19 protein-coding genes are annotated in these 23,777 nt (G+C 37.4%); 6 read left to right on the forward strand and 13 right to left on the reverse strand.

Annotated features, from left to right (window positions below):
- The 7 genes from CLOAM_RS04485 to CLOAM_RS04515 form a co-directional block, all read right to left on the reverse strand.
- Entirely contained in the window at positions 1–468 is a 468-nt protein-coding gene (locus tag CLOAM_RS04485) for a nucleoside deaminase (RefSeq protein WP_015424678.1), read from the reverse strand.
- Positions 465–2,162, reverse strand: coding sequence for a peptidylprolyl isomerase (locus CLOAM_RS04490; RefSeq protein WP_015424679.1), 1,698 nt, complete (start codon positions 2,160–2,162; stop codon positions 465–467). The genes CLOAM_RS04485 and CLOAM_RS04490 overlap by 4 nt, the downstream gene beginning before the upstream one ends.
- Positions 2,159–4,789 (reverse strand): DNA mismatch repair protein MutS, encoded by a 2,631-nt coding sequence (mutS, locus tag CLOAM_RS04495; protein ID WP_015424680.1) that lies wholly within the window; start codon positions 4,787–4,789, stop codon positions 2,159–2,161. The genes CLOAM_RS04490 and mutS overlap by 4 nt, the downstream gene beginning before the upstream one ends.
- A gap of 2 nt (positions 4,790–4,791) precedes the next feature.
- The gene (locus tag CLOAM_RS04500) at positions 4,792–5,964 is read right to left on the reverse strand and encodes an SPOR domain-containing protein (protein WP_044278927.1); all 1,173 of its coding nucleotides are present in this window, start codon (positions 5,962–5,964) and stop codon (positions 4,792–4,794) included.
- Positions 5,964–7,223 (reverse strand): transcription termination factor Rho, encoded by a 1,260-nt coding sequence (gene rho, locus CLOAM_RS04505; protein ID WP_015424682.1) that lies wholly within the window; start codon positions 7,221–7,223, stop codon positions 5,964–5,966. Before rho ends, CLOAM_RS04500 begins: the two co-directional genes overlap by 1 nt.
- Positions 7,224–7,263: 40 nt before the next feature.
- A complete protein-coding gene (locus CLOAM_RS04510; RefSeq protein ID WP_015424683.1) occupies positions 7,264–7,977 on the reverse strand; it encodes a class I SAM-dependent methyltransferase in 714 nt (237 codons plus the stop codon).
- A 132-nt stretch (positions 7,978–8,109) separates the two neighbouring features.
- A complete protein-coding gene (locus CLOAM_RS04515; RefSeq protein WP_015424684.1) occupies positions 8,110–9,006 on the reverse strand; it encodes a patatin-like phospholipase family protein in 897 nt (298 codons plus the stop codon).
- A gap of 272 nt (positions 9,007–9,278) precedes the next feature.
- Between CLOAM_RS04515 and CLOAM_RS04520 the strand changes: the two genes are divergently transcribed.
- From CLOAM_RS04520 to glmS, 3 genes are read left to right on the forward strand one after another with little or no spacing between them, the layout of a single operon-like run.
- Positions 9,279–10,046, forward strand: a complete 768-nt coding sequence (locus tag CLOAM_RS04520) for an ABC transporter ATP-binding protein (RefSeq protein WP_044278928.1) — start codon at positions 9,279–9,281, stop codon at positions 10,044–10,046.
- Entirely contained in the window at positions 10,036–12,048 is a 2,013-nt protein-coding gene (locus CLOAM_RS04525) for an ABC transporter permease subunit/CPBP intramembrane protease (RefSeq protein ID WP_015424686.1), read from the forward strand. The genes CLOAM_RS04520 and CLOAM_RS04525 overlap by 11 nt, the downstream gene beginning before the upstream one ends.
- Positions 12,036–13,871 carry a glutamine--fructose-6-phosphate transaminase (isomerizing) gene (glmS, locus tag CLOAM_RS04530; protein ID WP_015424687.1) on the forward strand — a complete coding sequence of 612 codons (1,836 nt, stop codon included), beginning with the start codon at positions 12,036–12,038 and terminating at the stop codon, positions 13,869–13,871. The genes CLOAM_RS04525 and glmS overlap by 13 nt, the downstream gene beginning before the upstream one ends.
- 707 nt (positions 13,872–14,578) lie before the next feature.
- Here glmS and CLOAM_RS04535 read toward each other — a convergent pair.
- Both CLOAM_RS04535 and CLOAM_RS04540 read right to left on the reverse strand, forming a co-directional pair.
- Positions 14,579–14,947 carry a hypothetical protein gene (locus tag CLOAM_RS04535; protein WP_015424688.1) on the reverse strand — a complete coding sequence of 123 codons (369 nt, stop codon included), beginning with the start codon at positions 14,945–14,947 and terminating at the stop codon, positions 14,579–14,581.
- Between the two features lie 25 nt (positions 14,948–14,972).
- Positions 14,973–15,689 carry a single stranded DNA-binding domain-containing protein gene (locus tag CLOAM_RS04540; protein ID WP_015424689.1) on the reverse strand — a complete coding sequence of 239 codons (717 nt, stop codon included), beginning with the start codon at positions 15,687–15,689 and terminating at the stop codon, positions 14,973–14,975.
- A gap of 188 nt (positions 15,690–15,877) precedes the next feature.
- Between CLOAM_RS04540 and CLOAM_RS04545 the strand changes: the two genes are divergently transcribed.
- From CLOAM_RS04545 to CLOAM_RS04555, 3 genes are read left to right on the forward strand one after another with little or no spacing between them, the layout of a single operon-like run.
- A complete protein-coding gene (locus CLOAM_RS04545; protein ID WP_044279220.1) occupies positions 15,878–17,068 on the forward strand; it encodes a glycine C-acetyltransferase in 1,191 nt (396 codons plus the stop codon).
- A 14-nt stretch (positions 17,069–17,082) separates the two neighbouring features.
- Complete coding sequence (gene rsmI, locus CLOAM_RS04550) at positions 17,083–17,991, forward strand: 16S rRNA (cytidine(1402)-2'-O)-methyltransferase (protein WP_015424691.1); 909 nt, start codon at positions 17,083–17,085, stop codon at positions 17,989–17,991.
- Positions 17,988–18,635 (forward strand): HAD-IA family hydrolase, encoded by a 648-nt coding sequence (locus tag CLOAM_RS04555; RefSeq protein ID WP_015424692.1) that lies wholly within the window; start codon positions 17,988–17,990, stop codon positions 18,633–18,635. Before rsmI ends, CLOAM_RS04555 begins: the two co-directional genes overlap by 4 nt.
- A 148-nt stretch (positions 18,636–18,783) precedes the next feature.
- Here the strand turns inward: CLOAM_RS04555 and CLOAM_RS04560 are convergent, their stop codons facing one another.
- From CLOAM_RS04560 to lptG, 4 genes are all read right to left on the reverse strand, one after another.
- On the reverse strand, positions 18,784–19,938 hold the full coding sequence (locus CLOAM_RS04560) for an NAD(P)/FAD-dependent oxidoreductase (protein ID WP_015424693.1): 1,155 nt from the start codon (positions 19,936–19,938) through the stop codon (positions 18,784–18,786).
- Positions 19,935–22,013 carry a 2Fe-2S iron-sulfur cluster-binding protein gene (locus tag CLOAM_RS04565; protein WP_157860006.1) on the reverse strand — a complete coding sequence of 693 codons (2,079 nt, stop codon included), beginning with the start codon at positions 22,011–22,013 and terminating at the stop codon, positions 19,935–19,937. Before CLOAM_RS04565 ends, CLOAM_RS04560 begins: the two co-directional genes overlap by 4 nt.
- A 240-nt stretch (positions 22,014–22,253) precedes the next feature.
- Positions 22,254–22,661 (reverse strand): hypothetical protein, encoded by a 408-nt coding sequence (locus tag CLOAM_RS04570; RefSeq protein WP_044278930.1) that lies wholly within the window; start codon positions 22,659–22,661, stop codon positions 22,254–22,256.
- 27 nt (positions 22,662–22,688) lie between these two features.
- Entirely contained in the window at positions 22,689–23,777 is a 1,089-nt protein-coding gene (gene lptG, locus CLOAM_RS09035) for an LPS export ABC transporter permease LptG (protein WP_015424696.1), read from the reverse strand.

Below are 23,777 nucleotides of genomic sequence, written 5' to 3' on the forward strand. Positions count from 1 at the left end.
TTATAATGTTCTTTTTTTGTGGAAAAATTCTTCCAGCAGGAAGGCACATTCTTGTTCCAGAATTCCGCCAATAACAACAGGATGATGATTGAAACTTTTATCATTCAGCACATTATACAACGAGCCAACAACTCCGGCTTTCGGATCTTTGGCTCCATATACAACGGTTCCTATTTTACTTAAAATAATCATTCCTGCGCACATCAAACAGGGTTCTAAGGTTACATACAGCGTATAATCGTATAAAAACCCGGGCTCTGAAGTTAAAATTTTGTCAATAAGGAGTTTTTCACAATGCGCTAAAGGATTGGCTAACTGCCGGCTACGATTATGTTCCTTTAATATTATAGTGTTATTTTTAACCAGCAGTGCACCTACAGGTATTTCATCTTCGGTAAAAGCTTTTTTCGCTTCCGCTATTGCTTCCTGCATAAAAAGATAATGATTTTGGGAAGAAAAGCAAATCATGGTTTAGTATTGATAACTACCTTTGCTTTTTTAACTTGCTCCTCCATCCAGGAATTAAACCAATCCTCCGGTAAGTTTTGCGTATAAATGGTTTTAATGCGTTCCGGACTGATTTTTGTTTTTTGCGGACGAAAAGCTGTTACTTTGGGAACTATAATAACTTCACCCTCCGTTATTTGCGGAGGATTTGCCTTTTCCAGATATGCTTTAACTGCCTGATAATATATCGTGGTAAGTGGTTTTCCCTGCCAAAGGGAATCTATGGTAACTTGTTCCAGTTTTTCCCATTGATAATTTGCAGGTATATTCTGATTGATAAGCCACCGCTCTACAATCTGCTTATTTTGGTCTTTTCTGCGTTCCTTACTTAATATTTGCACGATTTGTGGTTTAACCTCTTCTAAGGGAAGATACTCTTTACTTTGTTTTTCCACTACTTCAAAGATAAGCCAGGCAGATAACTCTGCTGAATATAAGGGCTCTATAATATCTCCGCTATTAGCAATTTCCAGATATTTCATCAATTTTCCTTTAATATCATTGGCAGGAACAATTAAGGAATCCGGGCTCATAGCGGGAGTTAAAGTATAACTAATGCCAAATTCATCTGCTGCTTGCTGAAGGCCTATATTTAATGCCAGTTTCATAATTTGTTGCGCTTGTGTTTCCGGAGCTAATAAACTTGCTGTTTTAGGCAATGCCTGCACAAAAATGGTATTATACAGAGTAAGGGTCTTGGTGCTCTGTATTTTTTGATACATAATCCAGCCCTTTTCATAAGGAAGGGGTTCACTGCACAATCCATTTTCCAGTCCTAACAGAGCATTTTGAATTTCCCAAGGCAATTCTTCCGTTTTTTGATAGCCGTTATCAATAAAACTTACCAGAGAATTTTTGTTTTCCAGATTAGCAATAATATCCTTTATATCAATTCCCCGGACAAGTTCGTTCCGAATAAATTCAGCAGTATTTTTGGCATCAGAGAGTTCTGTGCTGTCCGGAATAACAGGAATGGAACAATAGCCCAAACGATAAAACTGCCATAAACGAAATTGCTCTAAATTTGTTTGATACCAGGCACTGATTTCTGCATCAGATAAAGAAATTTCTAATTGGGAGGGAGCAAAAATATAGAGCTCCAAATCTGCATTACTGGCAATAATCTGTTCTACCTGTTTGCGGATTTTGGAACTGAGCATTTCCTCTTCTATCAACACTTTTTGCAGTTTTAGAATAGGAATAACATTTTCCTGATAGTGTTTTCTTAAGGCAGCTAAATTTTCCGGTTGATCGGTCATCAGCGATTGCAGATACAACTTTTTGTCAAATTTACCATTAACCTGAAAGCGAGGGGATTTGATTATATGCTCGGGAATGGAATTAGAAAGTGTATCCAGAACTTCTGCAACACTGGCAGAAATGTTATACTTTTTATAATAATCCTGCAGAATTATTGCTTTGGTGATATCACGCCAGGTCTCATTATGTAATTTTTCCTTTTCTTCCTTTGTGGGAGTGCGTCCTGTCTGATAACCAAAAATAGCATAATGACCACGGTAGGAATTAAAAAAATCCTCCAGAGAAATCTCTGTTCCATTCACGCTTCCTGCCACGGAAGAGGAATTTGTAGCGCAGGAAACAAGGAAAAATAAACCCAGCAGGGTAATAACAATAAATGTAGGAAGCTTGTTCATTTTTCTCCTAAAAGTTGATTTTGAATCTTTTGCAGATATTGAAATGCCTCTATAGGAGAAAGTTTATTCAAATCAATCTCCTTGATTTCATTTATTATAGGATCGTTTTCACTGGCTTTATCGGCTAAAATCTCAAAAATATCAATCTGAGGAACATCCCGCACTAATTTCTTACGGATGGTTGCAGTTAAACCCTGAGGACTGATTTCATGCTCTTCCAGGTTTTTTAAGATTTCTTTGGCACGGCGGATAACCTTTTCGGGAATTCCTGCCAAACGGGCAACCTGTATTCCGTAACTCTGGTCTGCCCCACCGCGTTCAATTTTACGAATAAAAATCATTTCCTCATTCCATTGCTTTACGGCTACATTGTAATTTTTTATATCCGGATAAAGATTTTCCAGTTCTGTTAGCTCATGATAATGAGTAGCAAAAAGGGTTAAAGAATGTTTGTATTTTTGAATATATTCAATAATAGCCCAAGCTAAGGATAAGCCATCAAAAGTAGAAGTTCCTCTGCCAATTTCATCCAGTAAAATAAGGGAATTAGAAGTGGCAGAATGCAGGATATTAGCGGTTTCTATCATTTCCACTAAAAAAGTGCTTTGACCTTGAGCCAAATTATCGGAAGCTCCAACTCTGGTAAAAACACGATCAAAAACAGGCAGGGTCATTTTACTTGCCGGCACAAAACTTCCCATTTGAGCTAAAATAACCAGCAAACCAACTTGTCTTAAATAGGTTGATTTTCCTGCCATATTGGGTCCTGTAATAATAGCAATACTGGTTTCAGGATAATCCAGATGGGTGTCATTCGGAATGAATTTATCGCTTTCCATCAGTTTCTCAATAACGGGATGCCTGCCATCTATAATATGCAATTCCCGGCTTTCAGTAAAAACGGGACGGGAATATTGATTCTGCCAGGCAAGAAATGCCAAAGAAGAAAGAACATCCAATTCAGCAATAACTTCGCTCAATTGTTGAAAACGAGGCAATGATTCAGCTAAGTTTTGACGCAGTTCTTTAAATAGTTCATATTCCAAATTCTTAATCTTCTCTTCCGAAGAAAGCACTTTTGCCTCAAATTCCTTTAAGCGTGGTGAAATAAAGCGTTCACTATTGGTCAATGTCTGTTTGGGAATATAATAATCCGGCACTTTATTTTTGTTGGCAGAACTCACCTCTATATAATAGCCAAAAACACGATTATAACCAACTTTCAAATTATTAATACCCGTTTTCCGGCGTTCATCTTCTTCCAAACGAGCTATCCAGCTTTTACCGTCATAAATAATATCCATTAGCTCATCCAGTTCAGGATTATAGCCCTTGGCAAAAATTCCGCCTTCGGTTATAGAAATAGGTGGATTATCGTTAATAGCTTTTTCAATGAGTGCTATAATATCCTCAAAACTACCCATATTCTGTTGCCAGACAGCAAATTGGGGATGTTCAAAAGTGCTTAGTTTGGTTTGCAGATTTCTGGCTGAATACAAATAGGACTTTAGCGCAATAAGTTCTCTGGGGTTTATTCTTAAAGAGCCCAAACGGGTAACCAAACGGGTAATATCTCCAATTTCCTTTAAGATTAAACGCAGTTCTTTTAAATGGCTGCTTTTATCAATAAAGGACTGAATGATATCCTGCCTAAAAGTGATTTCCTTGATGTCTAAAAGAGGATGCAACAGCCATTGCTGTAAAAGCCGCGAACCCATTGGAGTCATTGTTTGGTCTATAACCGAAAGTAAACTGCCATATTTTGTGCCATAGCGTATTGAACGAACCAGTTCCAGATTTCTTCTGCTGATTTCATCCAGCTGCATATATTGGGAAAGTGAATAATATCTTAACGAAGAAATATGATTAAAAGGAGTATTGTAAAGTCCTTGCACATAAGCTAATGCTGCACCTGCTGCTGTAGCCCCCAAAAGTTTATTATGAGCTCCGTAGGGTTCTAAAGTGGTAACTCCAAAATGTTTTTTTAAAGTTGCAATTGCTTCTTGGGGTTGAAACTGCCAGCTGTCAAAAACAGTAATCGTAGGCAAGGTCTCTAAAGGCAGGGTTTTAACATATTCCTCCGCTTGTGTGCTGTCTACAATTAATTCGGCAGCCCTAAATCTTTGTAATTCATTTACCAGTTCTTCATTATCCAGTTCCGTAAAAAGAAAATCACCGGTAGAAATATCCAAATGTGCTAAGCCAATTTTCTTCTGAGGGTCATTATAATATAAGGAAGCTAAAAAAACATTGGCATTACCTTCCAGAAAGGATTGATCCAATACAGCACCGGGAGTTATAATTTCAGTTACTTCACGCTTTACCAGTCCAATTGCCTTTTTGGGGTCTTCCGTTTGTTCACAAATGGCAATTTTCAGCCCGGCTTTAATCAGCTTATCTAAATATGTATTTAATGCGTGATAGGGAAAACCGGCTAAAGGAACAGGATTTTCGTCATTCTTATTCCGCGTAGTGAGAGTTATATTCAAAATTCTGGATGCTGTGTGCGCATCCTCAAAAAATGTTTCATAAAAATCGCCCATCCGAAAAAGAATGAGCTTATCCGGATGCTTTTCTTTCACAGCATAATACTGTTTCAGCATTGGAGTAAGCTTGTTATCGTCCACTTTTAGTATGCCGTAATAAAGGAATTGATATTATTTGTTGCCAGAAGTTCTTTTGCTTCTTCTGCTTTAGCTCTATCTGGAAAAGAACCGCAGACAACAACCCAGCTTTTTTTCTCCCCGCTGACATCTTCATAATAGGCAGCCGGTATATTGAGCAGACAGATATTTATTACTAAACGATTAGCATTGCTTTCTACAGAAAACCTTCCTGCCTGCAACCAGTAACCTTCTTTGGGCTTTTCTTTTAATTTAACCGGAGTATCCTGTTTTACCTCTATCTGTTTTGTAGAAGATGAAGAGGAGGACTTGGAATCAATAGTAACACTTGGCTTTAATGTATCCGGCTGTTCTTCTTGCACAATAGTAACTTGCAAAGGTGAATAAGGGTAAAGGAAACTAATATCTATACTCGGTTTACTGCTTTTTAGCTCTAAAATACGGTCTTCTATTTGATAGGCAACCTGTGAATAGGGGTCTTGTTCATAGCCCTTACGATAGGCAGCTATGGCATCAATTGGTTTATCGGAAAGTTCATAGGCATATCCCAAACGGTAATAGAAATATTGTTCATCCATTTCGGGAAGCTTGGCATTTTGCAATTTTAGTAAAGTAGCAACTGCGCTGTATGCTTTTTTTTGTTCCAGATAACAATCTGCAATCAGATAATATGATTTCTCGGCAAATTCGCCGCGAGGTGCTAAACGCAAATAATTTTCACAATTACTGATGGCAGTAGCATAATCATCATTCCACCAGGCACATAAACCAAGCCAATAAAAGCGTTCTATGATTTCGGGGGAAGTTATGCGCCTTAAATATAAGGTTGCTTCTTCAATTTTGCGGTCAAGGATAAATATTTTTCCCAGTTCCAAGAGAGATTTCTGAGCATAAGGACTTTTGGGGAATTTTTCTATTAACCACTGATGTGCCGATATGGCATCTTCAATTTTCACTTTTAGCAAAGCATTATAAAAGCCCAAACAGGCACGCTCTTCATCATTAACAGGTTTCAGGGTGCTAATGTTGGCGGATAGCTCATCTAATTTTCCACTGTTATAAAGTTTGTCTAAATCTTGAAATTCCTTTCTAACTGCGGCAAAAACAAAACAGCATAATCCCGTCAGCAAAAAGGAAAGGAAAACTTGCTTAACAGCTGGAAAGGGACTTTTAAGCATCAATTGCTCATTGAATTTAGTAATTCTTCGTTGGTTTGGGTTGCTTGCATCTTTTTCCGCAATGTCTCTATACCTTGAATCGGAGAAATGGTCTTTAAATATTTACGCAACACATACATCCGGTTAAGCTCATTTTGTGTTAAAAGTAATTCTTCGCGTCGGGTTCCACTTTTCACTAAGTCAATTGCTGGATACAATCTCATATCACTAATAGTGCGGTCTAAAACCAGTTCCATATTACCTGTACCCTTAAATTCTTCAAAGATAACCTGGTCCATCTTACTGCCAGTATCAATTAAAGCTGTGGCAATAATAGTTAAGCTACCTGCTTCTTCAGTTTTACGAGCAGAACCGAAGAACTTTTTGGGCTTAATTAATCCGTTGGCATCAATTCCACCACTTAAAACCTTTCCGCTGGAAGGGGTTATATTATTGTATGCTCTTGCCAGACGAGTGATACTATCCAAAACAATAACTACATCCTGATGCAGTTCTACCATTCTTTTCGCTTTTTCCAAAACCATTTCGCTAACTGCGGAATGATTTTTGGGGGACTCATCAAAGGTGGAACTAATAACTTCCCTGCTTCCAGGTTTAAGGATTTTTTTCATTTCGGTAACTTCTTCAGGGCGTTCATCAACCAGCAAAACAATGAGATAAACTTCAGGATGATTACTTAAAATAGCATTTGCCGTATCTTGCAGTAAAGTTGTTTTCCCTGTTCGGGGAGCTGCCACAATTAAACCACGCTGTCCTTTTCCAATGGGCGTAAAAAGGTTTATTATTCTGGTGCTGTAATTATCAGGATCAAATTCCAGATTTAATCGTTCTGTAGGATAATAAGGGGTAAGTTCATCAAAAGGACGCAAATTCTGCATACAGTCAGGAGCCATATTATTAACTGATTCCACCCTTAAAAGAGCATAATATTTTTCTCCTTCTTTGGGGCTGCGGACAGGACCACTGACCATATTTCCGGTTTTAAGTCCGAAGCGTTTTATCTGCGTTAGCGATACATATACATCATCGCGACCTGCAGTATAGTTATTTTGGGGAAAGCGTAAGAAGCCGAAACCATCTTCCATAATTTCCAGACAACCAGTTACAAAAGCGAGCCCTTCTTGAGCTGCCTGAAATTCCAGCATCTTGAAGATTAGTTCCGTTCCTTTATATTGTGTATAGCCAGGCAAGCCAATTTTTTTTGCCAGGCGACTTAGTTGAAGTTGATTCAAGCTAAACAGATCTTCTTCAAACAGCATTCGTTATCTCCTTTATCAGCTATTCGTTATAGCATTATAATTACTTTTTTTTGTAACCGGTAATAGCCAAACGACAAGCACTGGCATAACCGATATCTTTAATGCGTTGCATCAATTCCTGTCCTTCTTTAATTAATACTTCCGTGTTTTCCATTGTCTGCAGACGTTTAATAATTTCCTGACAGTTACGCAACAAAGTAGGACAATTCTTGCTGGGATCATCTACAGGGACATAAAAATCCGTTATCTGAACTTTTTTCAGGGGCATTTTTTTAATTATATCCTGCAGTTCTTTCCGGGTAAATGTCTTTTGATGGTAAGTTCCTAAAAGGCGGTCTACCGAGGCAACCCAATGATGCATTATAATATGTGTTTCCTGAGCAGGGGTCTGTTCGCCGTCACAATACATTTCCGTAATTAACATCAAACCCTCAGGTTTTAAAACTCTTATCATTTCATTTAGAACTTTTTCCCTATTTTTAATATGGTGTAAGGCATCAGACATACAGACCATATCAAAGTAGTTATCTTCAAACTGCATATCTTCCAAATTCATACGAAAAATTTCTATATTGTTTTCCGGGAATATTTTCTGGGCATAATCCACACAGCGTTGCGAGGAATCAACTCCAATAATTTGGGTGTAGGATTTCAGATGTTGTTTGAGGGTTGTAATAAAGTCGCCTTTTCCGGTTGCTGCGTCCAAAACATTACCACCATCTACCTTGGAAAGAATTTTGATGATTTCATTCATAACAGAACTCCTCGCTTGTATTTTGATATGGGATTTTTGCCTCTATTTTTTCTTCTCTGATTGTGCAGTTCTGAGGACTGCGTTTTTATTCTTAATCTACTATTACTATAATTTTATGCCTGCCATTTTCCGTCAAGTATTATCTTTAACAGGGATGTTTAAATTGGGTAGATAGCGGATTAAATTACGGTATTGCTTCCGGATTGCAGTTATAAACCCTGGTTCGTTGTAATTGGCAAGGGTTTCTATTGTTTGTTTGCGACCATAATTATAAAAGTCCCTTGCCTTATGAAATGCAAAAGGATGACCATCTGCCATTCCTGCTTCAATTACAATATCAGGACTAAAAGTTGCTATATCACGAATTGCCAGATATGCCTGATTTTGTAAAACTGCATGAAAGATTACTTCAGTTCTGCCTAAACGCTTGGATTTGGTTATTTCATCACTTTCCAGATTAATAAAGCAGGCACTTTTTTGGGCTTCCGGCAAAACATTAACCGCAATAACTTTATCTTGGGAAAGCACAGAAGAAAAAGCTAATGGTAGAGGATGTTCAATTCCCCCGTCAATAAAAAGATACTGCTTAAATTTGTAAGGAGCAAAAAGAACAGGCAAGGAAGTAGAAGCTCTCATTGCATCAGCATAAAGTCCTTTATTAAAAAGAACGGTGCTTTTACTGATTAAATCGTAAGCACAAGCAATAAAAGGTATTCTGCCCTCTTCTATTTTTTTGCCTTCTGTCCATTTCCAAAACGCTTTCAGTAATGACTTACCATCAAAAATGCCTTGTATGGTTCGGTCTAAATTTAGCGGAGAAAATATCCTTGTGTTTTTGAAACTTTTGGCAATCTTATATATCTCCTCAGAATTAAGTCCCGAGGAATATAAACCGCCTATTATACTTCCCATACTGGAACCTATTATACTGGTTATTTCATATTGTTCTTCTAAAACACTTAAAACGCCAATATGAGCTAAACCTAATGCGGAACCACCACCTAAAATGAGAGTTGCCTTTTCTTTCATATTTCATCTATCCCCAATTTTTTCCCTTAAAGCTAAATAAAGCTAAACAGTCAAGTTTTATTTGGTTTTTTATATCATTCCCTTTTTTGCAAAATTCTTTTGTCATTCCGGCAAAAGTAGGAATCCGGATATTTTTTTACCTATATAACTGAATTTTCAATGTGGAACTTAAATTGGTTAGCGATATTTCTTTACCGAAAGGGGAATAAAAACCTCGACAGAAATTTAACCTTTTAAAATTGTGCTTTGCTAATCTGATAAGGAGGAACTGTATGATCAAAGTAGAAAACTTAAGCAAGGTCTTTACCAAAAAAGACGGAACAAACTTTTATGCTGTAGATAAAATAAATTTTACAGCCGGTGACGGTGAAATTGTTTGTCTTTTAGGTGTTAACGGAGCCGGAAAAACAACCACAATGCGTGTTCTTTCCACTATTTTTCAGCCCTCGGAAGGAACAGCCGAAATTCAGGGTTGGGATATTAAAAAACATCCTAATAAAGTGAGAGAAAATATTGGTTTTCTTTCTGGTGATACAGGACTTTATGATCGGTTAAGCGGAAGGGAGTTTATTACTTATTTCGGTCGTCTTTACAGTATTGCAGACAATATTATCAAACAGCGAATCAGCGAAATGGCTACTTTACTGGATATGAATGAATTTCTGGATAAAAAGATAGAATTTTTATCTTCCGGGATGAAACAAAAGGTATCTATTGTGCGTTCCATTATTCATTATCCTCCGGTAATGATTTTTGACGAGCCAACAGCCGGCTTGGATATTTTAACCTCCAGAAATATTATCTCTTTTATGCGGGATTGTAAAAAGCGTGGGAAATGTGTTTTATTTTCAACACATATTATGAGAGAAGCGGAACGGTTGGCTGATAGAATCGTGATAATTCATAAAGGGAAAATTTTAGCGGACGGCACTCTGGAGAATTTACGCCATATATCTTCTCAAACTGATCTGGATGATATTTTTGTTTATTACATCAATCAATACACCGATGAAACGGAGTTGAGAGCAAATGAATTTTAAACACTCATTGGTAATTTACAGAAAAGAGCTGATGGAAGTTCTGCGTGATAAAAGAACCATTTTTACTACTTTCATCCTTCCTATTATTTTATATCCTTTAATCATTGTCGGTTTTAATTCAATAATGATCCGTCAAACCAAATCACTGGAAGAAAGAGGAGCTACTGTTGCCGTTCAAGATAGCGTAAATAATAATATATCCCGTCAATTGATTCAGGATTTAACGAAGATTAAAAATTATACCATTATACCATACAGCGAAACTACTTCCTGGCTTTATGAAAATAAGGATATTCAGAGTATCGTTACCATTCGTGATTCTCTGGGCAGTGACGGAACGCAATTTTTCAAGGTTTATATTCAATATGACAAATCCAAAGAGCAAAGCAGAATGGTCTTTAACAAGCTTTCCGAACAACTTTCCAAAACGGAAAAGGAATTGCAGAAAGAACTATTACAGAGTTCAGGTATCAGTCCGGATTTTTTGAACCTGATTGATATTAGGGAACGCGATACTTCCAGTGCGCAAAAGAAAATGGGAATGCTCTTGGGTATGTTTTTACCCTATATTGTTATTATGATGTTATTTGCGGGTGCATCTATTGTAGCTGCGGATTTGGTAGCGGGGGAAAAAGAAAGAAGAACATTGGAGACCTTGCTTGTGTCTTCAGTAGGGCGTTTAGAAATTGTTTGTGGTAAATATTTAACGATCATTACCCTGGCAATGTTGAATATGATAGTAAACCTTTTCAGTATCAGTTTTTCCCTAAAATTTATGCTGGCTAATCAAAGCACAGAAATGGCAGGGGTTGCCTTACCCCTTAATGCCATATTGATTTTGCTGATAGCTATGATTCCTTTGGCAACTTTATTTGCCGCTATTCTATTATCCATTTCCACTTTCAGCAGGAATATCAAAGAGGCAAGAAGTTATGAGCAGCCCTTGTTGATAATAGCTATGCTTTTGGGAATGGTAAGTTTCTTTCCGGCAATTGAAATAAACAATCTGATGGCTTTAATCCCTATTGTTAATATTGCTCTGCTGTTTAAAGGTGTTTTGATCAACGAATTTACCATTTCTCAAATACTTTTAACTATTTTCAGCACTGTTGTATTGGATGTTATTGCTATTATTATTACGATAAAGCTGTTTAACACGGAATCAGTTCTCTTTAGGACAGAAGAAGAAAGCGGTGGTTTGAAAGTTCTTAAGAGAAAGCCCAAAACCTTTTTCAATCCCTACAATGGAATTCTCTATTTTTCTATTGCTCTAATTGTGTTATATTATCTTGGCAGTTACTGGCAGGCAAAAGACCTTTTCAGCGGGCTGATTCAAACAGAAATTATTATCATTGCATTACCGGTTTTGTTAATTTTAAGGTTATTACGCCTAAAGCCCAAAGAGGTTTTACGATTAAAAAACCCGAATTGGAATAGCTTTCTCTTAATTCCTTTTATAGCCGTTTCTGCCCAAATAATTGTGTCTATAATTTCGCAGTTGATCAATATTGTTTTTCCCTTTCCGGAAAAATATCTGGAAGCACTTTCCCAATTATATAAAATGAATGAAACCCCTTGGAAGGTTTTTATGGCAATAGCTTTATTGCCTGGAATCTGTGAAGAACTGCTATTTCGGGGATTTATAATCCGCTTTTTTGAAAAGTATTCAGTGCGCTGGGCTGTTGTAATCAGCGCAATTCTTTTTGCTGCCTATCATCTTGATCCTTTTCGTTTTGTGCCTGTTTTGCTTTTGGGATTGTTATTAGGTTATTTGGCTATCCGTTCCTGCTCAATTTATGCCAGTATGTTTTCGCATATTATCATTAACGGAATAGCTTTTGTTCTAGTAACTTACAGCAATACCGGATGGGTAAAATTTATAGCCAAAGATGGAGAAAATCTAAATTATTGGCTAATTGTTCCGGCTTTGATTATATTTTGTATATCTCTTTATGCATTTCATAAAGTTACTGCCAAAGGAGAAGAAAAATGTGTGGAATAGTTGGTTACATAGGTCATCGTAATGCACTGCCTATTGTTGTTGAAGCACTAAAAAGATTAGAGTATAGAGGATATGATAGTTCCGGTTGTGCTCTTATTCACGATGGCGAATTACAGGTTTATAAACGAGCAGGCAAAATTATTGAACTGGAACGCTGTTTGCCAGAACCCAATAAATGCACCGGCAATATAGCCATTGCGCATACCAGATGGGCAACGCATGGAGAACCAAATGAAGTGAATGCTCATCCACATTTGGATTGTAAAGGTGAAATTGCTATTGTCCATAATGGTATTATTGAGAATTATAAACTCTTGAGAGATAAATTAATAGAACTGGGTCATACTTTTGTAAGCGAAACTGATACTGAAGTAATTGTCCATCTTATTGAACAGTTTCTTTTAAGTGAAACAACTTTGGAAGATGCTGTTCGCTCTGCTATGACAAAAGTTGAAGGCACTTACGGGCTGGTAGTTATGTCTTTAAAAGAGCCGGATAAGCTGATTGCCGTGCGCAAAGGTAGTCCTCTTATCATTGGCATTGGTGAAAATGAACATTTTATAACCAGCGATGTGAATGCTATAATTATTCATACAAAGCGAGTTATTTACTTACAGGATGATGAATTATGCGTTGTTAAAGCTGACGGTTTTGAAATTACGACCTTGGATAAACGCAGTGTAAAACCCGAAATTTCAGTGGTGGACTGGGATATTTCCGCTATTGAAAAAGGTGATTTTAAGCACTTTATGCTGAAAGAAATTTTTGAACAACCGCTAACTATTGAAAATGCTTTTCGCGGCAGAATAAATCAACATTTGGGAACAGCACGTTTAGGGGGCTTGGGAATTCCCAATTTTGAATTGAGAAAAATAAAACAAATTCATTTAGTTGCTTGTGGGACTTCATTTCACGCTGCTTTAATAGGTAAATATATTATTGAAGATATAGCTCGCATACCTGTTTTTGCAGAATATGCCTCAGAATATCGCTATCGGAATCCTATCATTCCGGAAGACACTTTGGTCTTTGTAATCAGCCAGTCAGGAGAAACAGCAGATACCCTTGGAGCTTTAAGAGAAGCCAAAGCAAAGGGTGCCAGGGTGTTAGCCATAACCAATGTAGTCGGTAGTACTATAGCCAGAGAAAGCGATGGCGGAACTTATATCCATGCAGGAAGTGAAATTGGAGTAGCCAGTACCAAAGCATTTACTTCGCAAGTTACGATTATGACCTTGCTGGCAATTTTATTGGGAAGAATGAATTATCTCTCTACCGTTAAAGGAATGGAATATATTTCGGAACTGGAAAAAATCCCTTCCAAAGTTGAAAAAATATTGGCACTTAATGAATATATTCGGAATATCGCCGCTACTATTAAGGACTGCAAAAATGCACTGTATCTGGGAAGGGGTATAAATTATCCTGTGGCAATGGAAGGAGCACTGAAATTGAAAGAAATATCTTATATCCATTCTGAGGGCTATCCCGCCGCAGAAATGAAACATGGTCCTATTGCCTTAATAGATAAAAATATGCCTGTGATCGCTATTGCTACAAAAGACCCCCTCTACGATAAAATTTATTCCAATTTACAGGAAGTTCGGGCTCGGAAAGCACGGTTGATAACTATCGCTACCGAAGGCGATACAGAGCTATCTAAAATATCCGAAAATGTAATTTATATTCCCGATACTTTAACTAATCTGCAACCGCTTTTAACCGTTATTCCTTTACAGTTGCTGGCATATAATGTGGCTGATTTAAAGGGTTTGAATGTTGATCAACCCCGAAACTTAGCCAAAAGCGTTACTGTAGAATAATCCTCACAGATTTCACAGATAACAAAGATAAAAGAAAAGAACACGGATTTTACCGATTATAACGGATTTACAATTATTTAAAACGCAGGTTGGAAAAAGGGATTACAAAGTTTAGAAAGTTGAAAGGGTTTAGAAGGATAAGATTCCTTAAAAATAGGGAAAGTAACATTGGAAGATTGGTGTCCTCATCTACCTCTTTTTAAAAATGACCAAAAAACCCTTTGTTCTTCGCTCTTTGCCCTTTGCTAAAAGTCCGAAGGGCAACACCATAATAGCGATGAAGGCGTAATCCCCTCGTAAAATGAAGGAATAATTTTCTCCCCCAATTTCCCCCAAATTGTATATTCGCAATTTATTGATTATCAATTCGTTCCAAGTCAACCCCGTAACACTGCCGTAACACTTCCGTAACACTTCCCTTATCTCGTTACGGAGTCGTTACAGAAATGTTATATAATTATTAGAGGATGTAGGGAGCAATAATAATTTCTTGGATGGTTACTAACTTAAAACGAAACTTTTAGGATTTCCTAATTGGATAACTCTCAAAAAAACATCAATAAATTACAGACCTTTTACCGGGTAGTCGGAGTTCGCTGAAGCTCCGCAATTTTTTTCTTTGCGGAGGAATGGTATCCTCCAGCTACACAAAAACCCGGTTTTGGTTAGAAACCGGGTTTTGGGAATAATCAGGGATAAATAAGGGCTTATTCTTTTTCTTCAGTTTCTTCTTCAACAGGAATATCTTCTGTTTCTTCAGTAGCGGGCATAATGCTGATATCTACAGAGGTCTTGGCAATTTCAGGATAAAAATCATCAATATATTCACGAATCGTAGTTTCTATATCGGTGTGCTTATCCAGAATTTCCTGGCTGAAGAAGACCTTAATGCGAGTAGAATTTAGGGTGTGATTTACATTTACCTGTGGCATTTCGCCATAAACATTATTCAAAAATTCAGGCAATGACTTGGAAAGTTTAGCAGTTCCGCTAATTTTTTTATATGCCTTAAAGCCAAAATGAGCAGCGGCAAGTGTGCCACCAAGAATCAGGATTTTTTTGAAAAACTTTTTCATTGTTATTACCTCATTAGTTTATTTTTTATCTGTAGATGGATTTAATTCTACCCCAGGAACGGTTCTGAACAGACATTGGCTGCTGGATAACATAGTCCGATGTAGAAATAGGACAAAGGGCAAATTCGCTATAGCCGTAAATTACAATTCCTGTGAGAGACGAATATTGAGCATTTAAGGCAATTTTATTATTGCGCTCTATGCCAAATTGATTATTCAAAACAAGACAAGTGCCACTACCATCAGTTACTGTGAAACGATTTTTAAGAGATTTGTTGCCTGCAGATGTAACATTCAAAAAACGGACATAAACACTTTCGTATGCCTCTGCTTCTCCCGCATTAGATAGCTGACCTGTAGTTAAAAGAACCGGTTGCGGAAGAGGATTATTACTGCTGATGACCTTAGTTTGAGAAATATCTTGTAAACAAGTCATTCCGTAAAATTCGGAAACGATGCCGGAAACTCTTATAAAATCGCCCTTTTTAACTTTTGGATTTCTATCCAGTATAAGAATTCCCCGCCAGGGACCATTTAACTTTTCGCCGATAAAATAACCGCCTTCCTTGAAATCCATAGCTGTAACAATTCCTTCTGTGGATACGGTTTTACCTAAATATGGAGAGGGAAAAGTTCCGTCACTGCCTGCTGAAGCAGTAAACTGAATTTCATATATAGAAATGGCTTCAGCCCCAAAACTGAGGCAAACCAGAGTGCATAGAATAATGATTATCTTTTGCATTATTACCTCTATAAATACATAATACTTAAATGCAATATCCTGTCAAGTAAAATCATTTAAGTTAGAAAGTGAAATGGTGAGATAGTGTGAGGGTGAGTTGGGAAAGAAAAATAAATTCCATTGACGAAATAAAAGAACTTATAATTTGGGTTAAACAAAGAAAAACTTATTATAAAGTGAGGAATCAAATGGCTTACGGAAAAATCAAATCCGATTTACAAGAACTCTTTAAAGAGCTCAAAGAACAAGGACTTTACAAAGAAGAACGCATTTTAACCACTCCCCAAGGCGCAAAAATTGGTGTTCAAGGCGGTAAAGAAGCTTTAAACTTTTGTGCTAATAATTATCTCGGGTTAGGTAATAATCCTGAAGTAATCAAAGCTGCACAAGATATTATGAATGATTGGGGTTATGGATGTAATTCCGTGCGTTTTATTTGCGGGACACAGGCAATTCATAAACAATTGGAAGAAGCAATGTCCAAGTTTTTAGGAATGGAAGATACCATTCTTTATGCTGCCTGTTTTGATGCCAATGGTGGTTTGTTTGAACCTCTTTTGGGTGAAGATAGCGCAATTATTTCCGACGAATTAAATCATGCTTCAATTATTGATGGCGTTCGTCTTTGCAAGGCAAAACGCTTGCGCTACAAACATAGCAATATGGAAGAGCTGGAAAATGCCTTAAAGGAAAGCCAGGATTGCACTTATCGTATTATTTGTACTGACGGTGTTTTCAGTATGGATGGAGATATGGCAAAGTTGGATGAAATTTGCAATCTTGCCGATAAATACGATTCTTTGGTAATGGTAGATGATTCTCATGCCACGGGTTATATTGGTAAAAACGGAAGAGGAACTCCAGAATATTTTAACGTTACAGATAGAATTGATATTATAACTACCACATTCGGTAAAGCATTAGGTGGAGCAAATGGTGGTTGCACTTCCGGACGCAAAGAAATAATTGAACTTTTGCGCCAAAGAAGCCGACCTTATTTGTTTTCCAATACTTTAGCTCCTTCTATAGTAGGTGCCACCTTAAAGGTTCTTGAAATGCTTTCTCAATCTAATGAACTGAGAGATAAGGTTTGGGAAAATGCAAGTTATTTTCGGAAAGAAATGGTTTCTGCTGGTTTTGATATAGTTCCAGGAAATACGGCAATCGTTCCTATTATGCTTTATGAAGCACCTTTAGCTATAAAGATGGCGGATATGCTTTTAGAAGAAGGAGTTTATGTAATTGGCTTTGTTTATCCTGTTGTCCCCAAAGGCAAAGCGCGTATCCGGGTTCAGCTTTCTGCTGCTCACACTAAAGAAGATTTGGATTTCACGATTTCTGCCTTTAAGAAAATTGGCAGAGAACTCGGTTTAATTTAACAGCTAATTTATAAGTGCCGGATTTCTACTTACCGGCACTTAGCTTTTTTTTATTTATTATGCCCTCCGGAAATATTTACCTTATTCCTGTGCCTATAGGAAATTTAGGAGATATAACCTTACGAGCTTTGGAATTGCTGAAAAAAGCGGAACTTATTGCCTGTGAAGATACCAGAGTTACAGCTTTCCTCTTGCAACAATACAAAATTCCCGTTCCGAAACTGATAAGCTTTCATAAATTCAATGAAAAACAGAGGGAGGAATACCTTTTTAAATACCTGCAAACTGGAAAGGATTTAATGATTGTTTCTGATGCAGGAAGTCCTGCCATTAGTGACCCCGCGGAACATATTGTAAAGGAAGCAATTGCTAAAGGAATAAAGGTTTTTGCTTTGCCTGGAGCCAGTGCAATTTTACCTGCTTTAAGTGTATCCGGTTTTTCTACCAGACAGTTTCAATTTGTAGGTTTTTTACCTCAGCAACCTAAAAGCAGACGGGAAACTCTGGAACAAATAGCGGAATACCCTTATACTACAGTTATCTATGAAGCACCTCATCGTATTTGGAAATTGTTAAATGAACTTTATGCGGTTTGCGGTAACCGGAAAATATGTATTTGCAGAGAAATAAGCAAACTTCACGAAGAACATATCTATACTACTTTAGAAGAAATTAATAAAAACCCGTCCCTCACTATAAAAGGTGAATTTTGCCTCGTTTTAGATGGTCAAAAACTTAAAGGTGAAGAGGAAAAAGAACAAGAAGAATTGGATGAAGACGATCTTATTGATTATATAAATAGCGCCCTGGATTTGGGACTAAAAACAAAAGAAATAAGAGATATGGTTTGTTTAAAATCTTTCCTTTCTTTAAACGATGCATACCAACTGGTAATAAGAGTTAAGAAAGAAAGGGAAAAATGAAACCCTTTTTACTCTTTGATTTTGATGGCACAATAGCAGATTCTCTTCAGCTGGGGTTAAAAATCGCTAATAATCTTGCTCCTCAATTTGGTTACCGATCCTTTACTGAAGAAGATATTGAACACTTTCGCTCTTTAACCTGGCATAAAATAGCCGGTGAAATGCAAATCCCTTTTTACAAAATCCCTAAAATCGTTACAAAGGCATTTAAAGAATACAAACGCCTTATTTCTGAACTTGAACCTTGTGCAGGAATTGTTGAAATGCTATATGAACTTGCTTTAAAAGAGATATCTATGGCTCTTTTAAGTTCTAATACCGTGGAAAATGTCCATCTCTTTCTAACTAATCATAAAATTGATTCCTTTTTGTGGATTGAAGGAACTTCTGGCATCCTCAATAAGGCAAAAGATATTAAAAAACGCTTAAAGAAACATAAAATTTCTGCCACTGAGGTAATCTATATCGGAGATGAAATCAGAGATATTGAAGCAGCCCATAATTGCGGATTAAAAGTCATTGCAGTTACCTGGGGATTTCATACAGTTGAATTTTTGGCAAGCTATAAACCCGACTACCTTGTAAATGAACCGAAAGAAATAGTAGAAATAGTGAACAGGTTAACGGTGAAAAGTGAGAGGTGAAAAGGAATTATTTTACACCGAGAACACCGATGTTACTGAGAACACCACAATTATTCAATAATCCTTTCTACATATTCATTCTTCTGCAAAAATTCCTTTTCGGTGACTTCGGTGGCTAAACTCTCACTTTTCTCTTTGTAATAGAAATCTATTTAAACGCTTCCTGACTCGTAAACTGCCGATAAGGATCAAAGCTCTCCAATATCTTCAAATCCTTATCTGTAGTGCTTTCCAAACAAATACGGGTTACCAGTTCTCCCATTCCGGGACCAAGCATAAAGCCCTGACCACACATTCCTACTGTATTAACAAGGTTTTCCACCTCCTGCATAATTCCTACTAAAGGAAAGCCATCCGGAGTCATAGGATACTGTCCTCTCCAGGTTCTGCGCACTTTCAAATTGCGTAAACGCGGATAAATTGTCAGCATTCTTTTACTACACATTGGTAAAAAGACAGAAGTGGAACGATTATCAATTCCCTCAATCGGTGGTTCGGGAGTTATACAAAATACAATCTGCCCTTCATTATTCTGGTAAAAATAGAAATTGGCACTTCCTAATGCTAAACGCATATCTATAACCATCGGACCAAAAAACCTTTCTACCGGTTCAGTAATTCCTGCTTCATGATTCTCCGGAAAAACGGGTAAATCAATATTAGCCAGTTTGCCAATTTCGCGTGCATAACTTCCGGCTGCATTAACCACTTTGGCACAGGAATAAATACCCTTATTAGTCATAACCTTATTGATTTTGCTGGCTCTAATGTCAAATCCGGTAACGCGTTCCTGAAAATGGAATTCCACTCCTGCTTTTTGGGAATGTTCAAAATAGGCAGCAGAAACAAGTAACGGTGAACAAGAACCATCTTCCGGAGAATAAGTTGAACCCTGCAAGTACTCTTGTAAAATACCAGGAACGATTTCACTATATTCATTGGGGCTAAGCCATTTAATATTAAGTCCAAAACTATGTTGTATCTTCATCAGGTCTTGCAATTCTTGGGCATCTTTTTCATTATAGGCAGGATAACTATAGCCATTGGAAAGCCAGCCAATATCTTCACCCGTTTCTTCCTGCCAGTTCTTCAAAATTTCAATAGAACGAAGGCAGACATTGATTTTACCAAAATCGGAATGCGTAGCTCGTACTCCACCGATGGCTTTTTTGTTATTTCCCTGTCCGGGACTATGTTCCGCTTCCAGAACTAAAACCTTCATTCCCGCTTTAGCTAAATTATAAGCGGTCGGTAATCCGATTGAACCAGCTCCAATTACAATTATGTCATAGATATTCTTCATTTTGCGCTCCCGTCAGGAAATTTTGCTAAAGAGATTTCTATAAAAAGAGGTCTTTTGGTATTGGGAACAACTTCTTTATCAGGAATCCCTTCTTCACGAAGCAAACCCTTTATCAAAACCTCACAGGTTTTGGAACCACAAGGTCCCATTCCTGCTCTGGTAATCGCTTTAATCAGATTTAAGTCCGTAATGCCTTTTTTAATAAGGGCTCGCACTTGCCCTACACTGACTCTTTCACATAAGCAAATCATTGCCTCATCAGAGGTCTTTTCAAAAATAATTGGTTTATCTATTGGGGCAGAAACACTTGCATCCTGAATTCTAAAACCTGCTACTTTTTTAGCAATTGCCTTAGGCACCTGGAATTTTACTATTTGGGTATGCTGTTTGGGAAAATCCTGAACAGCGGTAATGGCATATTCACCTAATTCGTTGGCATCTATATCGTTCAGGATTTTTTTTTCACCTATTTGGACTGGATAGTTTGTTACTTCGTAAACAATGCTGACTGTGGGATTTTCTTTATCTTTGCGGTAGTCCACTAAGGTTATAGCTAAACCGGGACAAATCAAAAGGCATTTTCCACAGCCAATACAAGAACCTTGATAAACAGGAACAGCCATCAGTGAACCATCCTCAGTTTTGATACTATTTGTAGGACAAACAGTTGTGCAGGGATTACAGGGAATTTCCTGCAAGCAATGCAAAACGGGGAATACACCTTCTTCCTTTTCCGGGGTCTGATAGCTTTTTATAATTCCCGGAGGCGACTTTAGCTCTTCTGCTTTGGCATACCATTCTTCCGGAATAGGGTTTTCTTTATTTCCTTTCAGTTCTGCAGCGATTTTCACTCCGGCAATTTTACCGTTAAACATTGCTGAACTTGCTTCTGCAATTTCTAAAGCATCACCTGCAGCTTTCACAGGAATTCCTGCATCCATTGCTTCACAAGTGAATTCATTTAAGGGATTTAAGCCCACAGCTATTAAAATAGTATCGCAGGCGAAGGTCTTTTCCGTTTTAGGTATAGGTTGAAAGTTTTTATCAATTTCGGCAATAGTGATGCTTTCAACCGATTCTTTACCATTAGCACAAAGTATAGAATGCGAAGTATAAATCGGCACTCCAAAGCGTTTCAGTTTATCGGAATGAACTTTATAGCCCCCGCAAACAGGCATTGCTTCTGCCAAACCTACAACTTCAATCCCTGCTTGCAATGAATGGTAACCTGCAATTAAACCAACATTGCCACCACCAATAATAAAAAGACGCTTGGTAGGACGCACAAGGTCTCTATTTACTAAGGTCTGAAAAGCTCCTGCTCCATAAATTCTGGCTAAATTGTTCCCAGGAAATCTTAAGAATTTTTCTCTTGCTCCGGCAGTGTTTAAAATACGCTTGGGTTCAACTATTTTATAGACACCGTCTTTCAAGATACCTACTTTTTTATCGCTGAACACGAAGACAGCTGTGCTATTTAGCCAAATTTCTACACTACCGAATTTGGCAAGTTCCTCAGAGAGATTTTTGCTGATATCAATACCTCTGGTTCCAGCACTGCTATCTTCCTGCGAACCAAAGAATTTATGCGTTTGCAGAACAAGTTTTCCCCCTAAAGCATTTTTATCGTCAATCAACAATGTCTGGATATTCTGTTTGCCCAGTTCAATAGCAGCAGAAAGCCCTGCAGGACCTCCACCAATAATAAGAACATCGGTTTTAATATATTCCAGGGGTTCAAAGTTTAAGGGTGTATCTTCTGCAGGAAGGATAGGTAACCCTTCCAGCGATTGCACAATCATATTTTCACTAACAGCTGTCATACATGACTTTACAGCTACGCCATTAGCTATTACACTGCATTGAGAACATTGACCATTAGCACAAAATATACCTTGTGCACTGCCATCTTTATGATGATGACCAAAAATAGATATACCATTGGCAATAAGGGCTGAAGCAATCATTTCTCCACTTTTTGCCTTTAGTTTTTGTCCATTCCAGTAAAAAAAGACCTCTTCTCTTTCGGGAATCGGCAATATCGGATGAATGGCAATACGATTGTTATCTGCCAACAAAGTAAAACTCCTTATCTCAGGAAGAAAGGTATATTTATTTAGACCTTAAGTATCTTCCCTTGTCTTTATTAATATTATTTATCAATCCTCAATTTTAGTATTGTGCTGTTTGTCAAGTAGGAATTGTGAAGAGATAATTTATTGTTTTTTAAATAACAATTTTTTATCGTTAGCCAGTAAAACCTGGATACATCTTATAATTGGGAGTCAAAACTTTCCCCTAAAACAGAAAATTTTCTAATCCTGCCAGGAAGTAACAACCCCATCTTTCAAATATACATAAGGACCAAAATCCCCATAAACCCATTGTTCATCAGTTGAATACCTTGTTACAGTTCTATTGATATCCTTGGGTTTTCCCCAAGCCATAATAAGTTGTTCTTTAGTCATACCCATAAAAATATATCCTTTTGCTATACTTATACATTCTTCTTTACTCCATCCGTATTTTTCATATAAGCGCTTGGCTCTTAATTGGGTATTGTTTTTTACTTTATAAACATAATCAATAGAATCTTGAATATCTTTATATTCTTGTTTTAACTCACAATTTTGAAATGAGGGGACCAGTAAAAACTCGGTTGTAAGTGAATGCAATTTGTGGGTTGTGGTTTCCGTGTTGGCAGTGGCAAAATTGTGAGTCAAAACAAGCAGAAGAGAAATGCTGAGTAATCAAATTTCGGCTTTATGGAGGAAGCCCAAGCCCAAAAGAGTAAAGAAGATGTTAGGAAACCAGGCAGCCCAGAAGGGATTGATAATGCTGTTGTAGCCCAAACTTTGGCAAACCCTTACCACAATTAAGTAGATAAAACAGACAACCAAACCGAGCATAATTATCCAGCCGCGTCCTTTGGAGCGAATATTGGAAGTGGCAATCGGGATGAAGAAAAAGATAACTATGAGATTGGTAAGCGGAAAGGAAATTTTCATATGTAAATCCACAATTTCTCTTGCTGCATTATCTCCCAGTTTTTTCATCCTGCCGATATATTCTTTTAACTGCCAAAAATTGAGAGAGAGGGTTTTTTGAGAAATGCGGATAAAATCCTGGGGTTGAACATCCAGAATAACTAAATCGGTTTGCGGATAATGAGCCATAAAGACCTGCTTACCATTAGCAAATCTTCTAAGATCACAATCCTTTAAAATCCAGCGAGAACCATTCCAGTCCGCAGAGGAAGCAGTAATATGTTCAGTTATCTGTTTAGTTTTAAAATCAATACGGGTAAGGTCAATAATTTTTAGGTTGTTTTTATAGCCATCAAAGAAACCGAAATAGTAAAAATCGTTAGCTTTACCCTGATAGTGGATTCTGGCTTTCAGCATTTGGTCATCCGGTTGCTGACCTTTGATTTGGACATTATAAACATAATTTTTAGTGGTTTCAGCCCAAGGGACTACATATTCTCCAAATACGGCAACTGCAATGCTGATTATAAGCCCAATTCCAAAAAGAGGTAGCATAGCTCTTTTTATACTAATTCCGGCAGCACGAATAGCGATACTTTCATTATGTTTGGATAAAGCGCTCATCATAAACAAACCGGTTAACAGAACCGTAACCGGAGAAGTTAACACAAGTAGATAAGGTAACCTCATCAAATAGTATATAGTTGCCTGTTGAGCGGTAGCTCCGTTGCGAATTAACCGCGGAAGATTGTCAATTACATCAATAACTACAAAGATAGCTACAAAGGAAAGGAAGATGATTAGGTAGGTGCGCAGAAATTCACGGATGATATATTTATCAAGAATTCTCAT

The organism is Candidatus Cloacimonas acidaminovorans str. Evry, assembly GCF_000146065.2.
Classification (GTDB): Bacteria; Cloacimonadota; Cloacimonadia; order Cloacimonadales; family Cloacimonadaceae; genus Cloacimonas; species Cloacimonas acidaminivorans.

Coding starts and splice junctions, on each gene's coding strand:
- CLOAM_RS04485 (WP_015424678.1), bottom strand. CDS start 468: ATGATTTGCTTTTCTTCCCAAAATCATTATCTTTTTATGCAGGAAGCA.
- CLOAM_RS04490 (WP_015424679.1), bottom strand. CDS start 2,162: ATGAACAAGCTTCCTACATTTATTGTTATTACCCTGCTGGGTTTATTT.
- CLOAM_RS04500 (WP_044278927.1), bottom strand. CDS start 5,964: ATGCTTAAAAGTCCCTTTCCAGCTGTTAAGCAAGTTTTCCTTTCCTTT.
- rho (WP_015424682.1), bottom strand. CDS start 7,223: ATGCTGTTTGAAGAAGATCTGTTTAGCTTGAATCAACTTCAACTAAGT.
- CLOAM_RS04510 (WP_015424683.1), bottom strand. CDS start 7,977: ATGAATGAAATCATCAAAATTCTTTCCAAGGTAGATGGTGGTAATGTT.
- CLOAM_RS04515 (WP_015424684.1), bottom strand. CDS start 9,006: ATGAAAGAAAAGGCAACTCTCATTTTAGGTGGTGGTTCCGCATTAGGT.
- CLOAM_RS04520 (WP_044278928.1), top strand. CDS start 9,279: ATGATCAAAGTAGAAAACTTAAGCAAGGTCTTTACCAAAAAAGACGGA.
- CLOAM_RS04525 (WP_015424686.1), top strand. CDS start 10,036: ATGAATTTTAAACACTCATTGGTAATTTACAGAAAAGAGCTGATGGAA.
- glmS (WP_015424687.1), top strand. CDS start 12,036: ATGTGTGGAATAGTTGGTTACATAGGTCATCGTAATGCACTGCCTATT.
- CLOAM_RS04535 (WP_015424688.1), bottom strand. CDS start 14,947: ATGAAAAAGTTTTTCAAAAAAATCCTGATTCTTGGTGGCACACTTGCC.
- CLOAM_RS04540 (WP_015424689.1), bottom strand. CDS start 15,689: ATGCAAAAGATAATCATTATTCTATGCACTCTGGTTTGCCTCAGTTTT.
- CLOAM_RS04545 (WP_044279220.1), top strand. CDS start 15,878: ATGGCTTACGGAAAAATCAAATCCGATTTACAAGAACTCTTTAAAGAG.
- CLOAM_RS04555 (WP_015424692.1), top strand. CDS start 17,988: ATGAAACCCTTTTTACTCTTTGATTTTGATGGCACAATAGCAGATTCT.
- CLOAM_RS04560 (WP_015424693.1), bottom strand. CDS start 19,938: ATGAAGAATATCTATGACATAATTGTAATTGGAGCTGGTTCAATCGGA.
- lptG (WP_015424696.1), bottom strand. CDS start 23,777: ATGAGAATTCTTGATAAATATATCATCCGTGAATTTCTGCGCACCTAC.